Genomic DNA, 15,701 nt, shown 5'->3' with positions numbered 1-15,701 from the left:
ATTCTAAGATTGGGCTTTAATAAATTTATTTTTTAGATGATTTTCTAAAAGGTAGCTTTTCGGTAGCAAAGCCATAAATTGCAGCGAAAGGCAGGGCAGTTCTTGCTAAATAAGCCACACGCCATAATCCACCATGGTTGGCACCTTCCATCATAAGTTCAAGCGGATGGTCCAATACAGTTTCAGGATTTGCTACAGAAGACTCATTTCTTAAGTCATGAATCCAGAGTGCCGCCATAATAGCGTTAGTGGTTTCAGGGCTAAATGCTTCTACATCAAAAAGCTCTGCGCCATTAAAAGCAGCTTTCAGTAATGGATTCTTAGTTACTGAATGGGTCGTGGTCGATGGAGCAATATTAATACTGACACGTTGACCTTGATGACGAGCCAAAATCGCACGCCATTGTTGAATACGTTTCGCCAAAGCATAGTTTGGACCTTGTTCAACCACTAAACAGTCAGCAATACCATAAGTTTTTCCATTTTCACATCTAACCAAGTCTTGATATGGCGCTTGAAAAAAACGATTGAGAGAAAGTGTGGAAACACCTTTTACTGCTAATTTTTGTATTTTTTTGCGTGATTTAAATTTCTCTTGAGCAGCCTCTGCAACTTCCTTTGGTACCGCATAAACATCGGTTGGAGTACACATAAACATAAGGCTTGTATCAGATTTATGCTCGCTCACATATTGCATAATACTGTCCATTGCCATGGAAACACGTACATGCTTTTCACCATCTAAATAGGCGATTGCTGCCAAATCTAACTTTTGCGGAAACTGCACCAACCATTGTGCAATTTCTGGTAATTGAGTCAGTAAATTTGCACCTAACTTATCTTTTAGCTCAGAAGCTTTTGCTGAAGAATCAATTTGTTCAGCACTTGGTGCAATGAGCGTGGCATTGCCTTTTTGAATCGTATTTAAGATTTTTCCCCAGACTCGTGAGTTGGGTAAATCTACCGCAACAATATTCGCTTTCCATTTAGCTAACCAAGGTAGAGGACCTGCTTCTGAGGCAGCTCCAAATAACACCATGGTACGGTCAGATAAATCGAACCATTCTGGATGTGCAATAGCTTCACACAATGCTGTTGCATGGCTTGGTTCAATAATACCAGCCTCTTCCCAGCGTTGAATTTGGTCTAGTAAGCTTTGTCCACTGAGCTTTTGTCCTTTATAAGGAACATACCATTCTGGTGCAGCGTCACTTTCACCTTTAAGTTTTACTGTATAAAGTGGTTTAGATGAAGCAATATGAACGGCATCTTTTAAAAAGTAATGCTTATTATCACGATAATAATCAAAAATATGATGAGCTTTATGCAAACCCTGCTTTGCAATGGTAATTGGGTTGTTGATATTAGAAATTCCTTGTTTAACAAGGGCTTTAAAATATATAGGATAATTTTTGCGCCAGTATTTTTCATTCAACACTTGTTGTGCAGTTTTATTATCTACAATAGATAAAGCCTCGGATAAAATCTCTTGGCCTGTACGAGACGTACTTTGTTTTTTTGTTGAGGCGTGTACCGGAAATTGTAGACCTTCGACTTGACTTGTGCTGGACATAAAATATCTCGTTAATACGACTGGGTTAATATACAGATGTATACATTATCTATGCCAATGAAAGGAAACGAGTGGCAATAACTGACAAAATAATATTGATTATTTGTGTGATGAAACTGGAAAGAGAGGATTATTATGATAAATTCATCTCATTTTAGTCTTAATTTTTTTCACATTTTTAAAACATTTTTATAGACTTACGTTACATAAATGATTATTTTGTATTAAGCAAATACATCAGTTTTAACCTGAAGGTAAAATGTTCAAAATGTATCAATAATAGAGATACAGTAATGATTAAAAATTAGACTTTTTTCTTAAGTAGTAAGAAAAGTCAAATGGAATAAGAAAGAATTGGGGTGAAACTAGATAGAAGACAACGTAAGATTGTCTTTTAAAAATCTTGGGGATATGGTGATTTTTTTACACCATAATTTTCTAGTTTCATCCCATCTAATTTGGGCGTGGAACCCTCCATTGAGTATTCAATTACTTGATTGAACTCTATTTCTTTAGAGTAACTTAAAAATTACTCTAAAAGAGGGAGTTTCTAACAACGTCCTTTTTTAGCTTGTCCTGGTGGGCAAAAGCCTCCTGGATGTCCGTAATATGGTGAATCTGGGTCAATCACAATACTACCTTCGGGAGTATGGACTGCACAGGCTGATAGTGAAATCGTGAAAATTGCTGCGGCGCAAAGAAGTAAAGTTTTCATCTTGTTCTCGCTTTTTTATCATTCTCATTTGTACTATAAAAATATTTTGATTATTTTTCGATCTAATTTTGGTTAAAAAATATCTTTAATAAGCTTAATTAAGAAGAAATTAAGGAGACCGTAAAATTGTTCGAAACCCTACATGTGTTGCAGCTAAATCGAAATCTTGTGGGTAGCGACTACTACTACGATAACGTGAACAATAATTTTGTGCACAAAGGAAAGATCCACCTTTAATTACATATTGTGTGCTCGCGATTTGTTGTTGTCGTAAATCAGAATAATTTCCCATATGTTGGTCATGAGCACCTTGATACGGTGATGATGTCCATTCCCATACATTTCCAATCATATCAAATAGTTTGAAATTGTTTGATGCAAAACATCCAACGGGTGCAACACCTTTAAAGTGATCTTGATTTAGATTTTGAAAAGGGAATTCACCTTGCCAGTAATTTGCTTGGGGATGCTGATGTTCATCAGTAGGAGCTTGATGTAAAGGTGTATCAGTTTTTGAATTAGCTTTAGCTGTATATTCCCATTCTAGTTCTGTTGGTAAATCATGTCCTAGCCACACTGCATAATGTTCCGCATCATTTTTACTCACATATCGTACAGGCTCATTAGGATTTGCTATAGCACCAGTACTGCCGTTTGGAGTTTTCCATGTATATCCCGATTTTAGTTGCCACCATTGTTGTGGATGATGAGGGTCGGGTGAAAAAACTGCGGCCTGCTTTTGTTTTTCGGCATCAGTGATATAGCCTGTTGCTTTTACGAAGCTTGCAAATTGAGCCACGGTGACTTCGGTCTGATCAATCCAAAATCCTTTGACTTCTCGTTGTTTTTTTCCAAAATTCAGTTCATCGGGATAGGCTTTTTCAGAACCAAAATTAAAATGCCCATCGGCAATTAAAACCATCCCAGCTGTTGGCTGTTTAAGCCAACCTTGAGGTAGTCCAGTATACTTTTTACACTTTTCAATAGAGCCCAAGTCGGCTAAAGAATTTGGCTTTTGGGTCGAAGAGGATGACTCAGAAATTTTTAAAGATTGGTTACAGCCTGACATAAAAGACAGGCTGATTGTGGTAACTAAAAATAGTTTTAATCTCATTTGGCGTTATATTCCTGCACACCATTTTTCTCAGTATATTTTTGATAAACCGATAATAACTCTTGCACTTTTGCTGGGTAAAGTTGCGCAACATTGTGGTTTTCTCCACGATCAGTGGCAATGTTATACAACTCCCAAGTTCCTGTGCCTAACTCAGGGCGTCCTTGAAGGGCAATTTTCCATTCGCCTTGTTTTGCATATTTACTACCATGTAATTCATCAGCAAAGCTGAAATTAGCAGGTCGTATCGTTTGTGATTTATTTTCAAGTACAGATTTCCAAGAATAGCCACTTGGCGTATTAATGGTACGACCATTGTATTGACCTTGAGGTAAGGGAATATGAGCATATTCTAGTAAGGTAGGGAAAACATCGAGCACAGATGCAAAGCTATGGTTGGTTGCTTCTGCATTTTTCTGGTTCGGTAATTTCACAATAGCAGGGGCAGTGGTTGCACCTTCACCAGCTGTATCTTTCCATAAATGAAATGGTGCCGCGCTGACCTCGGCCCAACGTGGCCCAATATAGTGATATGAAGTTGGTGTTCCCACATTTGCTACAGAGTTATCAAAACCAGATTCACTGCCATATCCGCCACGTACAAAACCTTCTGCGCCATTGTCAGAAACAAAGAAAATTAAAGTATTGTCATAAAGATTATTTTGTTTGAGATATTGAATAATACGGCCTACATTAGCATCGAGGTTTTCGACCATGCCTGCATAGATTTCCATTTTTCGGGCTTCGAGTGCCTTTTGCTCGGCTGTTAACTCATCCCATTTTCCATATTTTTGTGGGGCATTTTGTGTTGCAATGGGTTCCGCTGCCTCAAAGTTTGCAGGGATAATTCCAAGCTGTTTTTGCCTAGCAATACGTGCGTTACGAATAGCATCGTAACCGACATCATAAACTCCGCGATATTTTTCGCGGTATTCAGCAGGTGCCTGAATTGGCCAGTGAGGTGCTGTGTAAGCAGCATAAGCAAAGAATGGTTTGCCACTATTTTTGCCTGAATCTAAGTAGCTGAGTAATTTATCGGTAAAATAATTTGTCGAGAAAAAGTCGTCAGGCAAAGCTGAAACAGGAATAACTTGCCCATCTTCTGTATAAGTTGAATTTCGTTTAAACGCACTTGGTGCTTGTTTAAAGTGGTGATCTAGACCTTGTAATAGGGTAAATGAATGATCAAAACCTTTAGCATGTGCATTGGTTTCAGGCGTTAATCCTAAATGCCATTTACCGCTAATGTACGTGCGGTAACCATTATCTTTAAGCACTTGAGCAATCGATAGCGAGCGTTCGTTTAAATATCCCTCGTAGCCTGGTTGTCCCTTCAAATGCTCAGGTGTGAGTTCGGCCATTGCCCCAATACCGGCTAAATGGTGATCAGTACCGGAAATGAGTTGAGAGCGTGTCGGAGAACAGGTCGGGGCAGTATGATAATCTGTTAAAAGGCGGCCTTCTTGAGCCAAACTATCAATATTAGGCGTGTGAATTTCACCACCAAAAGCCCCTAAATCTGAATAGCCTAAGTCATCCGCCATAATAAATAAAATATTCGGTTGCTTAGGAGAGCTTACGACATTTTCTTGATTATCATTGTCATTACATCCAGCCAAAGATAAGCTAAATAAAGCAATGGAAAGGCTAGATAAAATTGCTTTGTACTTCATTGTATCATCTGAATTATTAAAAGAATTGGCATGAGTTTAATCAGATGGTTTTTGCAAACAAAACAACGAATTGATCAAAGAAAATCAGAAAAAAGACTGAGAATTTATAGTGATAAATTAATGAGAAAAAAAGAAAAGCCCACTAAGGACTTTCCTTTGATTTATATTCCTTAGAAAGGAAGGCGTGTAAGTTGGTCTAAGAAATGTGGAATAACTTTTGGCTCAAGTAAAATGGTGACGATGATCCCGTAAGCTGCACCCCACAAATGAGCGCTGTGGTTAATATGACTATTGCCACGTTTACCTGCCCAAATGCTATAAGCCACATATAAAATAGCGAAAATAATAGCAGGGACAGGAATGAAAAATACAAAAATCAGCTTCCATGGCTGAAACAGAATATAAGCAAATAAAACTGCTGAAACCGCCCCTGAGGCGCCTAGGCTGGCCCAATTTGCATCATTTTTATGTTGTAAATAGCTTGGCAAAATCGCGAAAATTAAGCCACCTAAATAGAACAACACAAAACCCATGTCATAAAAATATTGGCGATAAAAACTTTCAATAATACTGCCAAAGAAAAATAGGGTAATCATGTTGAAGAGTAGATGTGTTCCATCGGCATGGATAAAGCCATGAGTAATGAATCGATCAATTTGTCCACGTTGCATTGCAGGCGGCCAAAAAATCAATCGGTTCATTACGTTTTGATTGCTAAAAGCAAGTAAAGAGATAATGACCGTAATAATAATAAGAGTAACTGTATGGTTAAACGGCAAATGCAACATAAGAAATATTTAAAAAATGATCAATACTGAGGTCAATAATGCCATTAAAAACTTAACTTGAAACCCTGTTGTGTATAAATCCGACAAATTTAGTTGATTTTTTTTAAATCTACCTCATCTTCGGTTAATATAAAGGCATCAGCTTGAGGAATATTGTTATGTCGACTGAGAACACCAACACTGCTGTTGCAGAAGAAATTCCAAACCTTTTGATTACACCATCTGCACAAGAGTATTTGCACGATTTATTAACGAAGCAAAATACTCCGGGAATTGGCGTTCGAATTTTTGTTGAGCATCCGGGTACGCCACGTGCCGAATGCTGTATGGCATATAGTGCGCCAGAAGAAGTGATTCCAACAGATTATAAACAGGACTATCCTGATTTTCCTGCGTATATTGATGCGCCATCTATTCCTTATCTTTTAGATGCCGTAATCGATTACAACAAAGACCGTTTTGGTGGTCAGCTCACTTTCCGTGCTCCAAATTCTAAAGTTCCACGTGTTGGTCCAGATGCTTCGATTGAAGAACGTATTACTTACATTCTTCAAGCAGAAATTAACCCAGGTCTTGCAGGGCATGGCGGAAATTGTAGCTTGGTAGAAGTACAAGATGACCCAGAACATGGTTTAACTGCTGTATTAAAATTTGGTGGCGGTTGCCAAGGCTGTTCAGCAATTGACGTTACCTTGAAACAAGGTGTAGAAACCACTCTAAGAGAGAACATTCCTGAACTTCAACGTGTGGTTGACCAAACTGACCATACGCAAGCAGAAGGTGCTTATTTCAAATAATCAAATTATTTGAAAAGTGAAATAAAAAAGCCTCGCAATGAGGTTTTTTTATGGTCTTGTAATTGAAAATAATTATCAATATTATTTATTTTTGTATTTAAATTTGTTACATTTGTTTAAGCAAAACTTAATATTTATTCATAATTTAATCTGTTGGAGTAGGGTATGACGAAGAGTATTTTCCAATCTGTATTATCAATTTCGGTACTTACAGTAATGTTTCCTGTGGCTTATGCTGCTGAAAGTGAAAATATTTTAGTTGATTCTTCCATAAAAAATAAAAAAGAAAGTGAAGTGGCACAATTAGAAAAAATTGTCGTAACAGCAAGTGGTTTTGAACAAAATATAAAAAAAGCAGCAGCTTCTATTTCTGTTTTAACTCAAGATGAAATTAATAAAAAAGCATATCGTGATGTAACTGATGCACTTAAAGATGTACCTGGTGTGGTTGTTACAGGTGGTGGAAGCTCATCTGATATCAGTATTCGGGGAATGGGAAGTGCATATACCGTTATTATGGTCGATGGTAAGAAAGTAAATACACGTTCTGTGCGACCAAATAGTGATAATTCAGGTATTGAGCAAGGTTGGTTACCGGGAATCGAAAGTATCGAACGTATTGAGGTTATTCGTGGTCCAATGTCTGGTCTATATGGGTCAGATGCCATGGGGGGTGTGATTAATATCATCACTAAAAAAGTTGCAGATGTTTGGAACAGTTCGGTTAAGTTAGACACAACAATTCAAGAAAATAATAAATCTGGAAATCTTTACCAAGCTAATACTTATGTATCGGGGCCATTAATTAAGAATTTACTTGGATTAAAAGCCAATGGTACATTTTCACAAAGAGATGAAGATGAAATTATTGGTGGTTACCACAAACAAAAAATTCGTGCAGGAGGGGCGACTTTAAGTTTGACTCCTAATGATCAACATACCATTGAGCTTGAATACCAGCGTTCTATCCAAAATCGTAATGCCACAATAGGTAAAACAGTTTCACCAATTCAAACTGGACGTAATCCACCAGCAGATTCATTAACAGACTATTACCGTACAGAATATAGCTTAACGCATCGTGGTGACATCGGTCCTGTAAAGACTCATTCTTATATTCAGCGCGAAGAAAATAAGAATCCATCTAGAAATATGGAAGCTGTAAATACTACATTTAATACGCTTAACCAGATCACACTCGCAAATCATGCGCTTAGCGTGGGCGGAAGCTATTTAAAAGAAGAATTAGACGATTTAGGTAACCAGTTAAAAGTGGGTGGCTCACAACCTGTTTCTAATTTAGATCGTTATAGCTGGGCGTTATTTGCAGAAGATGCATGGAATATTATTGATCCTTTCACTTTAACAATGTCATTACGAATGGATCAGGATGAAAAATTTGGAGATCATTTCAGTCCTAAAGTATATGGTGTATGGACTTTAAATGATAACTGGATTATTAAAGGCGGCGTATCAACAGGTTATAAAACACCTGCACTACGAGCGACCGTAGCCGAATGGGGGCAAGCTACAGGTGGTAGCAGTTCTGCTGGAGTGATTGTTGGTAATCCAAATTTAAAACCAGAGAAAAGTACTAACTATGAGCTGTCATTCGCGTGGGATAATTTAGATAACTTGAATGCTGGCTTAACGATTTTTAATAGTGAATTTAAAGATAAAATTACAGAAGTTAGAACGTGCTCAGGAGATGCAGGTGCTCGCGAGTGTAAGTGGTTAGGTCTAGATTTTGATTTTGTGAGTCAACGCACAAATGTAGATAAAGCCAATATGAGAGGTGTTGAAGCGACATTTGGTTGGTTGATTTCACCAGATTTAAAAATGAATGCCAATTATACGTATACCGATACTGAACAAAAAAGTGGTCAATTTAAAGGTCAACCTTTAAATGAAATGCCGGAACATATGTTTAATACCACTTTAGATTGGCAAGTTAATGACTTAGTCAATATGTGGAGTCGCTTGAATTTCCGTAGCAAAACTTCTGAATATTTAAGCCGTACCTCAATGGCTGAAGGAAAGCCTGCTTATGGACTGGTTGATGTTGGTATGAACTATAAACCGACTGACAAAATCCAAGTTGCGGCAGGCATCTATAACTTATTTGATAAAGACATTGATGTAGCAACTTATAATTATGTCTTAGACGGACGTCGTTATAATTTAGGTATTATTTATAAATTTTAAATAATTAAATAACAAAGGCGCTTTAAGCGCCTTTGTTATTTAAGATATCTAATGCTTTTTCAGAATAATAAAACTTTTCTAGGTAAACACGGGCACGGCGTCTTAAATGGCCGGTTGTGACTAATTGTTGTAGTACGGGTACAAGCAATGCAGTCAGTTCATGCTTCACTAAACTTTCGTCAATATTGAGGTCACGAAGTAACAAGTGAAAATTACGTTCCTGATTACGAACATACCAAGTGTAAATGCCATCATGTACTTGTTGTTTTAAATAATCGGTTTGACGAATGTGGTCCCAGATTTCATGTCCTAAACCTACTGTTTTGGTTAGATCTTGAACTTCTACATAATTTTTTAAAACAGACAGCGGCATTGTTTTAACTTTATGCCAAATATTTGCCTGAAAATGGTAGAGTTTATCATTGTCAAAATGTTGATTTAAAACCCGCTCACTCATCTGGCTCAGTTTTAAAATATTCTTTTGCAAATAATGATTAATCGTATCGTCCAGATTTGAATCAGTTACTGTTTCTAGAACAGATTTCCCCATTTTCATAAAACGACCTACACCTGGTACACGCTTTGACATAGATTCATCTAAATAATCATGCATTGTTTGCTGAATTAGTTGCGTGAGCAAGGCTGAAAAGGCAGGGTTATTCACAATCGTTTTAATCAGCTTTTTACGGTGCTCTTCCTTACTTGCAACGTACTGTGCAATTCGGTCAATCGTTAAAACAGGAATAACGTCTTCAACAGTTGTTGTGTCATTTGCAGGATGAATCAAAGCAAAGCGAATATGTTCAGCAATTTGTTCAATCAGAAAATCAGAAGCAGGCGTGTCTAAAATCTGCTTTTGAATCAGCTGTTGAATCGGTTCAAAAGTCCAAATGTGTTGTAATTGCCGACTTCCCAACCAATGATAAAACTGCTCAAACTCTTGTTGAATCACCTGAGTCTGAGCAAATTGCTCATCTAAAAAATCTAGATGAGCTTCAATAAGTTTTTCAATGAGGGGTTGGGTAGACATAAGGTCTCACAAATTAAAAGTTTTATTTAAGGTGTAGTCGTTTTTAAAGACTGGTTTGCTTCTACTTTCAATAAAAACGGTACATATTGTTGAATGACCAACTGTTCAGCTTCCAATATTGGCATATGGCCTACGTTTTCCAAAATAACGGGAGGCTCAGCCTTCTTTAAAAGCCGTTTCAGTTCATTTGCGACTTCTACATTAATAATTTTATCTTGCTTACCCCATAAAATGAGCGTCGGTGCATCAATTGTTTTGGTAAGTACGGCAAATGAATCTGGCGTATAAACCTTATTAAGTGCAATCAGTTGATCAACCAGTTTTTGTGTTTGAGGCGCCTGATTAATCATCAATTTTTCTTGAGCTTGCAAAAATTCTTTAGGAATAAATGGAGGATTAAACATGGTTTGTTTTAATAAATAATTAAAGTCGCCTTTTTTAGATACTAAAAGTTGTTTTAGATAGGTTGGATCTCTGAGATAAATTGTATTTGCAGAACGGAAAATACCGCCACTATCAACCAAGAATAGACTTTTGGTTTCAAATGGATATTGTCCAGCATAAAGTAGGGCAATAGATCCGCCGAGTGAATGTCCTGCAATGTGGATTGGACCTTTTAAATTTGCAGCTTCAACAAATCGACGTAATTTTTCTGCAAGATTTGGGACCGAATAGTCGAAGTCTTGAGAAACGATAGTTTCACCGCTACCCGGTAAATCAGGAATAATGACATGGTAATTTGTGGTGAGATAACGAGCTACTCGGTTCCAGTTATCACGACTGCCCGCTAAACCATGAATGAGTAGTAAAGTTGGCTTTGTGCTAGAGCCACCTTCACTATATGACCAAGTGATATCACCGACCTTTAGACTTTTGCTTTGTAGTCCGGCCCAGCTACGCTCTTGTTGTAATATTGTTTGAAAGCTGACATCAATATTATCGGCTGCCTGCACTTGAGAAATGCTCATGACTGACAATACGCTACAAGCCAAAGTCAGGGCAGTAGCAGTTTTTTTCATAGAGGCTTTAATTGATGTGGACAGCCTTGCCATAGATTTCATCCTTGATGCTTAAGCGAGTTTGAAAAATTATTGAAAAACTTTGCCAATGAGTCATTTGCCAAATGTTTGGAATGAAGAAAATTATAGTCAATACGAGGACCAAAGTATGTCTATTTTTTCGCTAAACAGCAGGGAATTGGCCGTAAAACCTACATTAAATAAGATGACGTACTTTTCATTTTTTTCATGACAAAGGATTTATTTTTTGTCAGTGACATTCAAATTTTGACACATTAAAATGATTTCTAACCTTGAAAAAACAATGGAAATATAAAATGCCTACTGCGCAAGAAGTTTTAGATCGTCTGAAAGCTGGTAATCAACGATTTGTAAATGGAAATACTTCCCTTGCAAAAACCTTATCGCATCATGAACGCGCTGAAATGGCAAAGGATCAAAATCCGTTTGCGATTGTATTAGGTTGCTCAGATTCTCGTGTTCCAGCAGAAATGGTATTTGATCAAGGTCTTGGTGACTTATTTGTAATTCGTGTTGCTGGTAATGTGGTTGCGCCTTCACAAGTCGGTAGTGTTGAGTTCGCGGCAGAGCGCTATGACTGTCCGGTTGTCGTCGTATTAGGACATAGTCATTGTGGCGCGATTCAAGCAACAATTGATACGTTGATGAACCCTGATCAACCGCCATCATCTAACTTAATGTCGATTGTGAACCGTGTTCGCCCATCAGTTGAAATTTTAATGCAAACTGATTTGAAAAATGATTTGAAAAAATTATCGTGTCATGCGGTACGTTCAAACGTTTTTGCTTCGGTCAATCAATTACGTCATGGTTCAAGTGTACTTGAAAACTTAATTGCGAAAGGTGAGTTGATTGTTGTTGGTGCAGAATATTCACTAGAAACTGGTGAAGTTACTTTCTTTGATTTCTGAACAAAATAAAATATTTAAAATTAAAAGGTGTCTATAGGGCACCTTTTATATATGGATAAGCTAAATTAAGTAATTGTGACTGTGCTTGAGCATTTGGATGAATCAAGTCATTTTGCATAAGCTGTTTTTGACCAGCAACACCCTCTAGAAAAAACGGAAGTAATTTCACCTGATATTTTTGGCTGACAACTTTATAGTTATTTTCAAAAGCCTTGCTATACGCAGCCCCATAATTTGGCGGAATTTTCATACCAAAAAGAATAACTTTGGCTTTTTGTTTTTGGCTTAATTGAATGAGCTGATCCAGATTTTTTTGAATCATTTGAGGCGGTTGACCACGCAAGCCATCATTCCCGCCTAATTCAATCACGACTACATTGGGTTTATAAGTCTGTAATAACTTAGGTAATCGAGCTAAAGCGCCGCTGGTCGTTTCTCCACTCACACTTGCATTGACCACTTTGTGTTGTTTGGGATACTGTTGGTCTAAGCGTTTTTGCAGTAATTGTACCCAACCTTGTTTGGGATCAATTCCGTAACCGGCACTAATACTATCTCCTAAAATTAAAATAGTTTTCGCCGATACAAGCATGGGCAGCATACTTAATGAGATGAGCATGATGCTTTTAGAACCAATCAAAAAAGATTTATACATTTGTACTTCGACCCTGATTTTGAATACATAGGACTTTTCACATCATGCCACAACCCATCATTGCTGCCCATCAAGTTACACAAACTATTCAGATTAACCAAAATCAGTTTACGATTTTAAAAGATATCGATTTAGAGATTTTTGAAGGGGAACAGGTAGCAATTACGGGACGTTCTGGCTCAGGTAAGTCAACCTTATTGGGAATTTTGGCGACTTTAGATCAACCGTCTGAAGGGGAAGTCTGGTTATGTGGTCAAGCTGTTCATCAGTTAACAGAGGAACAGCGTGCTCAAATCCGAATGCAGCATATTGGTTTCGTATTTCAGTCTTTTCAACTTTTGCCTCAGTTGAGTGCGCTTGAAAATGTGATGTTACCCTTACGATTACGTAAAGATTTTGATTATAAAACTGCAGAGAAAAAAGCTTTAGATTGGTTGCATCGAGTAGGACTTGGTCGACAGGTTGAACAAACGCCTAAAGTCTTATCTGGAGGCGAACAGCAACGTGTGGCAATTGCACGAGCTCTTATTGCAGAACCACAAATTATTTTTGCGGATGAACCGACTGGAAACCTAGATGGTCAGACGGCACAAGAAATTGAAAGCTTACTCTTTGATTTAAACCGAGAGCTAGGTACCACTCTAATTTTGGTAACCCATGATCGTAATTTAGCAACCCTTTGTCAGCGTCATGTCGAGTTAGATGACGGCCGATTAAAGACAGTACAGGGTGGTTAAATGATGCGTAATCTTCTCAAACCACTTTTACTACAAAGTTTTCGAACAGGTGGATTATATCTACTCATTATTGCTCTATCGCTTGCGATCAGTGCAACAACTGCCCTGAAGTTTAGTAATAACCAAGTCAAGCAGGCAGTAAGTCTGCAAGCTTCACAAATGCTGGGTGCGGATTTGGTTCTGTCGAATAACGAGCCGATCGAACAGCCGTGGAAAAAAAAGGCAGAGCAGCTTGGTTTAAAACAAACCAATGTCACCATATTTAGCTCGATGGCGCATACCCAAGATCAGTTTGTCATGGTCAATGTAAAAGCAATAGAACCTGATTTTCCACTAAGAGGACAGCTTGAAATTGCACCAAAAACTCAAGCGATTCAATCTGGTGAAGTTTGGCTAAGTCAAAGAGCTGCGGACTTATTAAAAGTAAAAAGAGGAGATGTTGTTTCTATTGCTGACGGTAGCTTCCACTTTAGTGGCGTGATTGTGCGTGATTCAAATCAGGAACTCGGTTTTTCAGGTTTTTCACCTACCGTCATTATTCATCAAGCTGATATTGCTAAAACGCATGCAATTCAAACAGGCAGTAGAATCGATTATCGACTGTTAATGGCAGGTAGCCCTGAACAGGTTCAGACATTTTCAAAGCAATTTAAGCAACAGCATCAACCTTCTAAAGAAGCAGATGAAACGACAGGTTTGCGTTTACGTGATGCAAGCGAATCAAATAGTAGATTATTACGCCCGCTTGAAAACCTAGATACCTTTTTGCAATTAGCCAATATTTTAACGATTTTGTTGTGTGGGATTGCCATCGCTCTAACGAGTCAACGTTATGTGCAACAAAACCAAGATCATATTGCGCTGATCAGATGCTTAGGAGCCAGTAAGTTCCAAATCTTATGGGCATATATTGGATTACTTAGTGTTGTCAGTGCGATTTCAATTGTGTTGGGCAGTCTATTAGGTTTAATCATGGGTTATGGCCTGCTCCAGCTTATGCTGCAATTAATTCCTCAATTAGAGCTAAGTTTTTCGGTCATACCACTTTTAGTTGGACCTTTACCCATTGCTATTTTTACGAGTGTGATCGTACTGCTTGGATTTATTTTGCCAAGCATTTGGGAACTTTTAAATACACCTCCAATTCGCGTTATTCGCGAGCAAGCCAAATCTCGAAAATCTTTATTCTTTATGTTTTTTGCTGGCATTAGTAGCCTGATTGTTTTTAGTTTAGTGTTGAGTGAAAACTTAATGCTCAGTATTCTGGTTTTGGCTGCCATTATTGTTCTTTGTATTTTGCTTTATACCGTTGTTTGGCTATTGCTTCGCAGCTTAAAAAAGCTGAAAAATCGTTTGTCTTTTTATATTCGTTCTCCATCGCAAAGTGCCTTACAAATTACTGCATTGGCTTTAGGCTTAAGTCTCATTACAGTCCTCAGTGTATTAAGAACAGATTTATTGGAGCGTTGGCAACAACAACTTCCGGAAGGAACACCGAATCAATTTGTTTATGGATTACCTCCATTCGATTTAAAAGCCTTTGAGCAACAGTTAAAGCAACATGGTTGGCAAAGCACCCCGTTATATCCAAATATTCGTGGCCGATTGCTGGCTAAAAATGATGTACCTTTTTCAGAAGAGGCGATAAAGCAAAATAATTCTTTGCGCCGTGAATTGAATTTGACTCAATCAAATCTATTACCAAATGACAATGTCATTACAAGTGGTCAAGCTCAGTTTAATGGTGTGGGGCAGGTTTCAGTCGAAAGTAAGACTGCCGAAAGTTTAGGAATCCAAATTGGAGACAAACTTACCTTTAGTCTGCCAGAAGGGACCTTGCAAGCCAAAGTTGTGAATTATCGGAGTGTAGAGTGGGAAAGTTTTAGCCCTAACTTTTTCTTTATTTTTTCACCTAAAACTTTAGATGAAAATGCTGGAAGTTATTTAGGCAGTTTTTATGTGCCTAAGCAAGATCAGCCAAAGATGATCAATATTATTCAGCAGTTTTCCAATACTGTATTTATTGATGTTGACCGAATTTTAGATGAAGTAAAACGGTTAATGAATGTTTTGGTCAAAATAGTAACTGTACTGGCAGCATTAGTCGGTTTTTCTGGAATATTGGTACTGATTGCATGCTTAAACTTGTTAATGGACGAGCGACGCCGTGAGGTTGCTTTACTGCGTTCATTTGGTTTATCTAAAAATAAAATGAAGAAAATGCTTAGTTTTGAGATTGGTTTCTTAGGTCTGTTAGCAGGCATAGTTGCCTGCTGTTTTGCAGAAGTGATTAGTGCGATTGCAAGTTATAAAATGAATATGGTCCTACAGTGGCATATTGAAATATGGCTGATTTTACCTCTTGGCATGATGCTGATTTGTGCCCTAATTGGTCGTTATCGATTAGGTTATCTCTGTAATTTACCGCCTTTACAAAGTTTAAGAGAGTTAAATCAATTGTAG

General features: G+C 37.7%; 13 protein-coding genes. 5 read left to right on the top strand and 8 right to left on the bottom strand.

Annotated elements, in window-relative coordinates:
• Positions 1-25: 25 nt before the first annotated feature.
• From F931_RS13645 to F931_RS13620, 5 genes are all read right to left on the bottom strand, one after another.
• Positions 26-1,573 carry a hypothetical protein gene (locus F931_RS13645; protein ID WP_016141917.1) on the bottom strand — a complete coding sequence of 516 codons (1,548 nt, stop codon included), beginning with the start codon at positions 1,571-1,573 and terminating at the stop codon, positions 26-28.
• 550 nt (positions 1,574-2,123) lie between these two features.
• Positions 2,124-2,288 carry a hypothetical protein gene (locus F931_RS13640; protein WP_002156409.1) on the bottom strand — a complete coding sequence of 55 codons (165 nt, stop codon included), beginning with the start codon at positions 2,286-2,288 and terminating at the stop codon, positions 2,124-2,126.
• Between the two features lie 109 nt (positions 2,289-2,397).
• On the bottom strand, positions 2,398-3,402 hold the full coding sequence (locus F931_RS13635; protein WP_016141916.1) for an SUMF1/EgtB/PvdO family nonheme iron enzyme: 1,005 nt from the start codon (positions 3,400-3,402) through the stop codon (positions 2,398-2,400).
• Positions 3,399-5,075 carry an arylsulfatase gene (locus tag F931_RS13630; protein WP_016141915.1) on the bottom strand — a complete coding sequence of 559 codons (1,677 nt, stop codon included), beginning with the start codon at positions 5,073-5,075 and terminating at the stop codon, positions 3,399-3,401. Before F931_RS13630 ends, F931_RS13635 begins: the two co-directional genes overlap by 4 nt.
• A 170-nt stretch (positions 5,076-5,245) precedes the next feature.
• A complete protein-coding gene (locus tag F931_RS13620) occupies positions 5,246-5,863 on the bottom strand; it encodes a rhomboid family intramembrane serine protease (protein WP_002117778.1) in 618 nt (205 codons plus the stop codon).
• A gap of 158 nt (positions 5,864-6,021) precedes the next feature.
• On the opposite strand from F931_RS13620, the gene nfuA reads away from it, so the two are divergent.
• Together nfuA and F931_RS13610 are read left to right on the top strand one after the other, a co-directional pair.
• Entirely contained in the window at positions 6,022-6,660 is a 639-nt protein-coding gene (gene nfuA, locus F931_RS13615) for a Fe-S biogenesis protein NfuA (RefSeq protein WP_002117617.1), read from the top strand.
• A gap of 165 nt (positions 6,661-6,825) precedes the next feature.
• A complete protein-coding gene (locus tag F931_RS13610) occupies positions 6,826-8,865 on the top strand; it encodes a ligand-gated channel protein (protein WP_016141914.1) in 2,040 nt (679 codons plus the stop codon).
• Between the two features lie 22 nt (positions 8,866-8,887).
• Here F931_RS13610 and F931_RS13605 read toward each other — a convergent pair whose 3' ends face one another.
• Together F931_RS13605 and F931_RS13600 are read right to left on the bottom strand one after the other, a co-directional pair.
• A complete protein-coding gene (locus tag F931_RS13605; protein WP_016141913.1) occupies positions 8,888-9,895 on the bottom strand; it encodes a hypothetical protein in 1,008 nt (335 codons plus the stop codon).
• A 26-nt stretch (positions 9,896-9,921) separates the two neighbouring features.
• Complete coding sequence (locus tag F931_RS13600; RefSeq protein ID WP_016141912.1) at positions 9,922-10,947, bottom strand: alpha/beta fold hydrolase; 1,026 nt, start codon at positions 10,945-10,947, stop codon at positions 9,922-9,924.
• A 284-nt stretch (positions 10,948-11,231) separates the two neighbouring features.
• Here F931_RS13600 and cynT point away from each other — a divergent pair, with 284 nt between their 5' ends.
• The gene (gene cynT / locus F931_RS13595; RefSeq protein WP_016141911.1) at positions 11,232-11,846 is read left to right on the top strand and encodes a carbonic anhydrase; all 615 of its coding nucleotides are present in this window, start codon (positions 11,232-11,234) and stop codon (positions 11,844-11,846) included.
• Between the two features lie 31 nt (positions 11,847-11,877).
• Here cynT and tesA read toward each other — a convergent pair whose 3' ends face one another.
• Positions 11,878-12,501, bottom strand: a complete 624-nt coding sequence (gene tesA, locus F931_RS13590; RefSeq protein WP_016141910.1) for an arylesterase — start codon at positions 12,499-12,501, stop codon at positions 11,878-11,880.
• 44 nt (positions 12,502-12,545) lie between these two features.
• On the opposite strand from tesA, the gene ybbA reads away from it, so the two are divergent.
• Together ybbA and F931_RS13580 are read left to right on the top strand one after the other, a co-directional pair.
• A complete protein-coding gene (gene ybbA / locus F931_RS13585; protein ID WP_016141909.1) occupies positions 12,546-13,238 on the top strand; it encodes an ABC transporter ATP-binding protein in 693 nt (230 codons plus the stop codon).
• A gap of 3 nt (positions 13,239-13,241) precedes the next feature.
• Positions 13,242-15,701 (top strand): ABC transporter permease, encoded by a 2,460-nt coding sequence (locus F931_RS13580; RefSeq protein ID WP_025470361.1) that lies wholly within the window; start codon positions 13,242-13,244, stop codon positions 15,699-15,701.

The sequence above is a fragment of the Acinetobacter pittii ANC 4050 genome, from assembly GCF_000399685.1.
Classification (GTDB): Bacteria; Pseudomonadota; Gammaproteobacteria; order Pseudomonadales; family Moraxellaceae; genus Acinetobacter; species Acinetobacter pittii_E.
This window is presented reverse-complemented; position numbering and strand designations above follow the sequence as displayed.

What these genes read in the sequence shown, in the direction of transcription:
- F931_RS13645 (WP_016141917.1), bottom strand. Translation starts at nt 1,573, where the DNA reads ATGTCCAGCACAAGTCAAGTCGAAGGTCTACAATTTCCGGTACACGCC.
- F931_RS13640 (WP_002156409.1), bottom strand. Translation starts at nt 2,288, where the DNA reads ATGAAAACTTTACTTCTTTGCGCCGCAGCAATTTTCACGATTTCACTA.
- F931_RS13635 (WP_016141916.1), bottom strand. Translation starts at nt 3,402, where the DNA reads ATGAGATTAAAACTATTTTTAGTTACCACAATCAGCCTGTCTTTTATG.
- F931_RS13630 (WP_016141915.1), bottom strand. Translation starts at nt 5,075, where the DNA reads ATGAAGTACAAAGCAATTTTATCTAGCCTTTCCATTGCTTTATTTAGC.
- F931_RS13620 (WP_002117778.1), bottom strand. Translation starts at nt 5,863, where the DNA reads ATGTTGCATTTGCCGTTTAACCATACAGTTACTCTTATTATTATTACG.
- nfuA (WP_002117617.1), top strand. Translation starts at nt 6,022, where the DNA reads ATGTCGACTGAGAACACCAACACTGCTGTTGCAGAAGAAATTCCAAAC.
- F931_RS13610 (WP_016141914.1), top strand. Translation starts at nt 6,826, where the DNA reads ATGACGAAGAGTATTTTCCAATCTGTATTATCAATTTCGGTACTTACA.
- F931_RS13605 (WP_016141913.1), bottom strand. Translation starts at nt 9,895, where the DNA reads ATGTCTACCCAACCCCTCATTGAAAAACTTATTGAAGCTCATCTAGAT.
- F931_RS13600 (WP_016141912.1), bottom strand. Translation starts at nt 10,947, where the DNA reads ATGGCAAGGCTGTCCACATCAATTAAAGCCTCTATGAAAAAAACTGCT.
- cynT (WP_016141911.1), top strand. Translation starts at nt 11,232, where the DNA reads ATGCCTACTGCGCAAGAAGTTTTAGATCGTCTGAAAGCTGGTAATCAA.
- tesA (WP_016141910.1), bottom strand. Translation starts at nt 12,501, where the DNA reads ATGTATAAATCTTTTTTGATTGGTTCTAAAAGCATCATGCTCATCTCA.
- ybbA (WP_016141909.1), top strand. Translation starts at nt 12,546, where the DNA reads ATGCCACAACCCATCATTGCTGCCCATCAAGTTACACAAACTATTCAG.
- F931_RS13580 (WP_025470361.1), top strand. Translation starts at nt 13,242, where the DNA reads ATGCGTAATCTTCTCAAACCACTTTTACTACAAAGTTTTCGAACAGGT.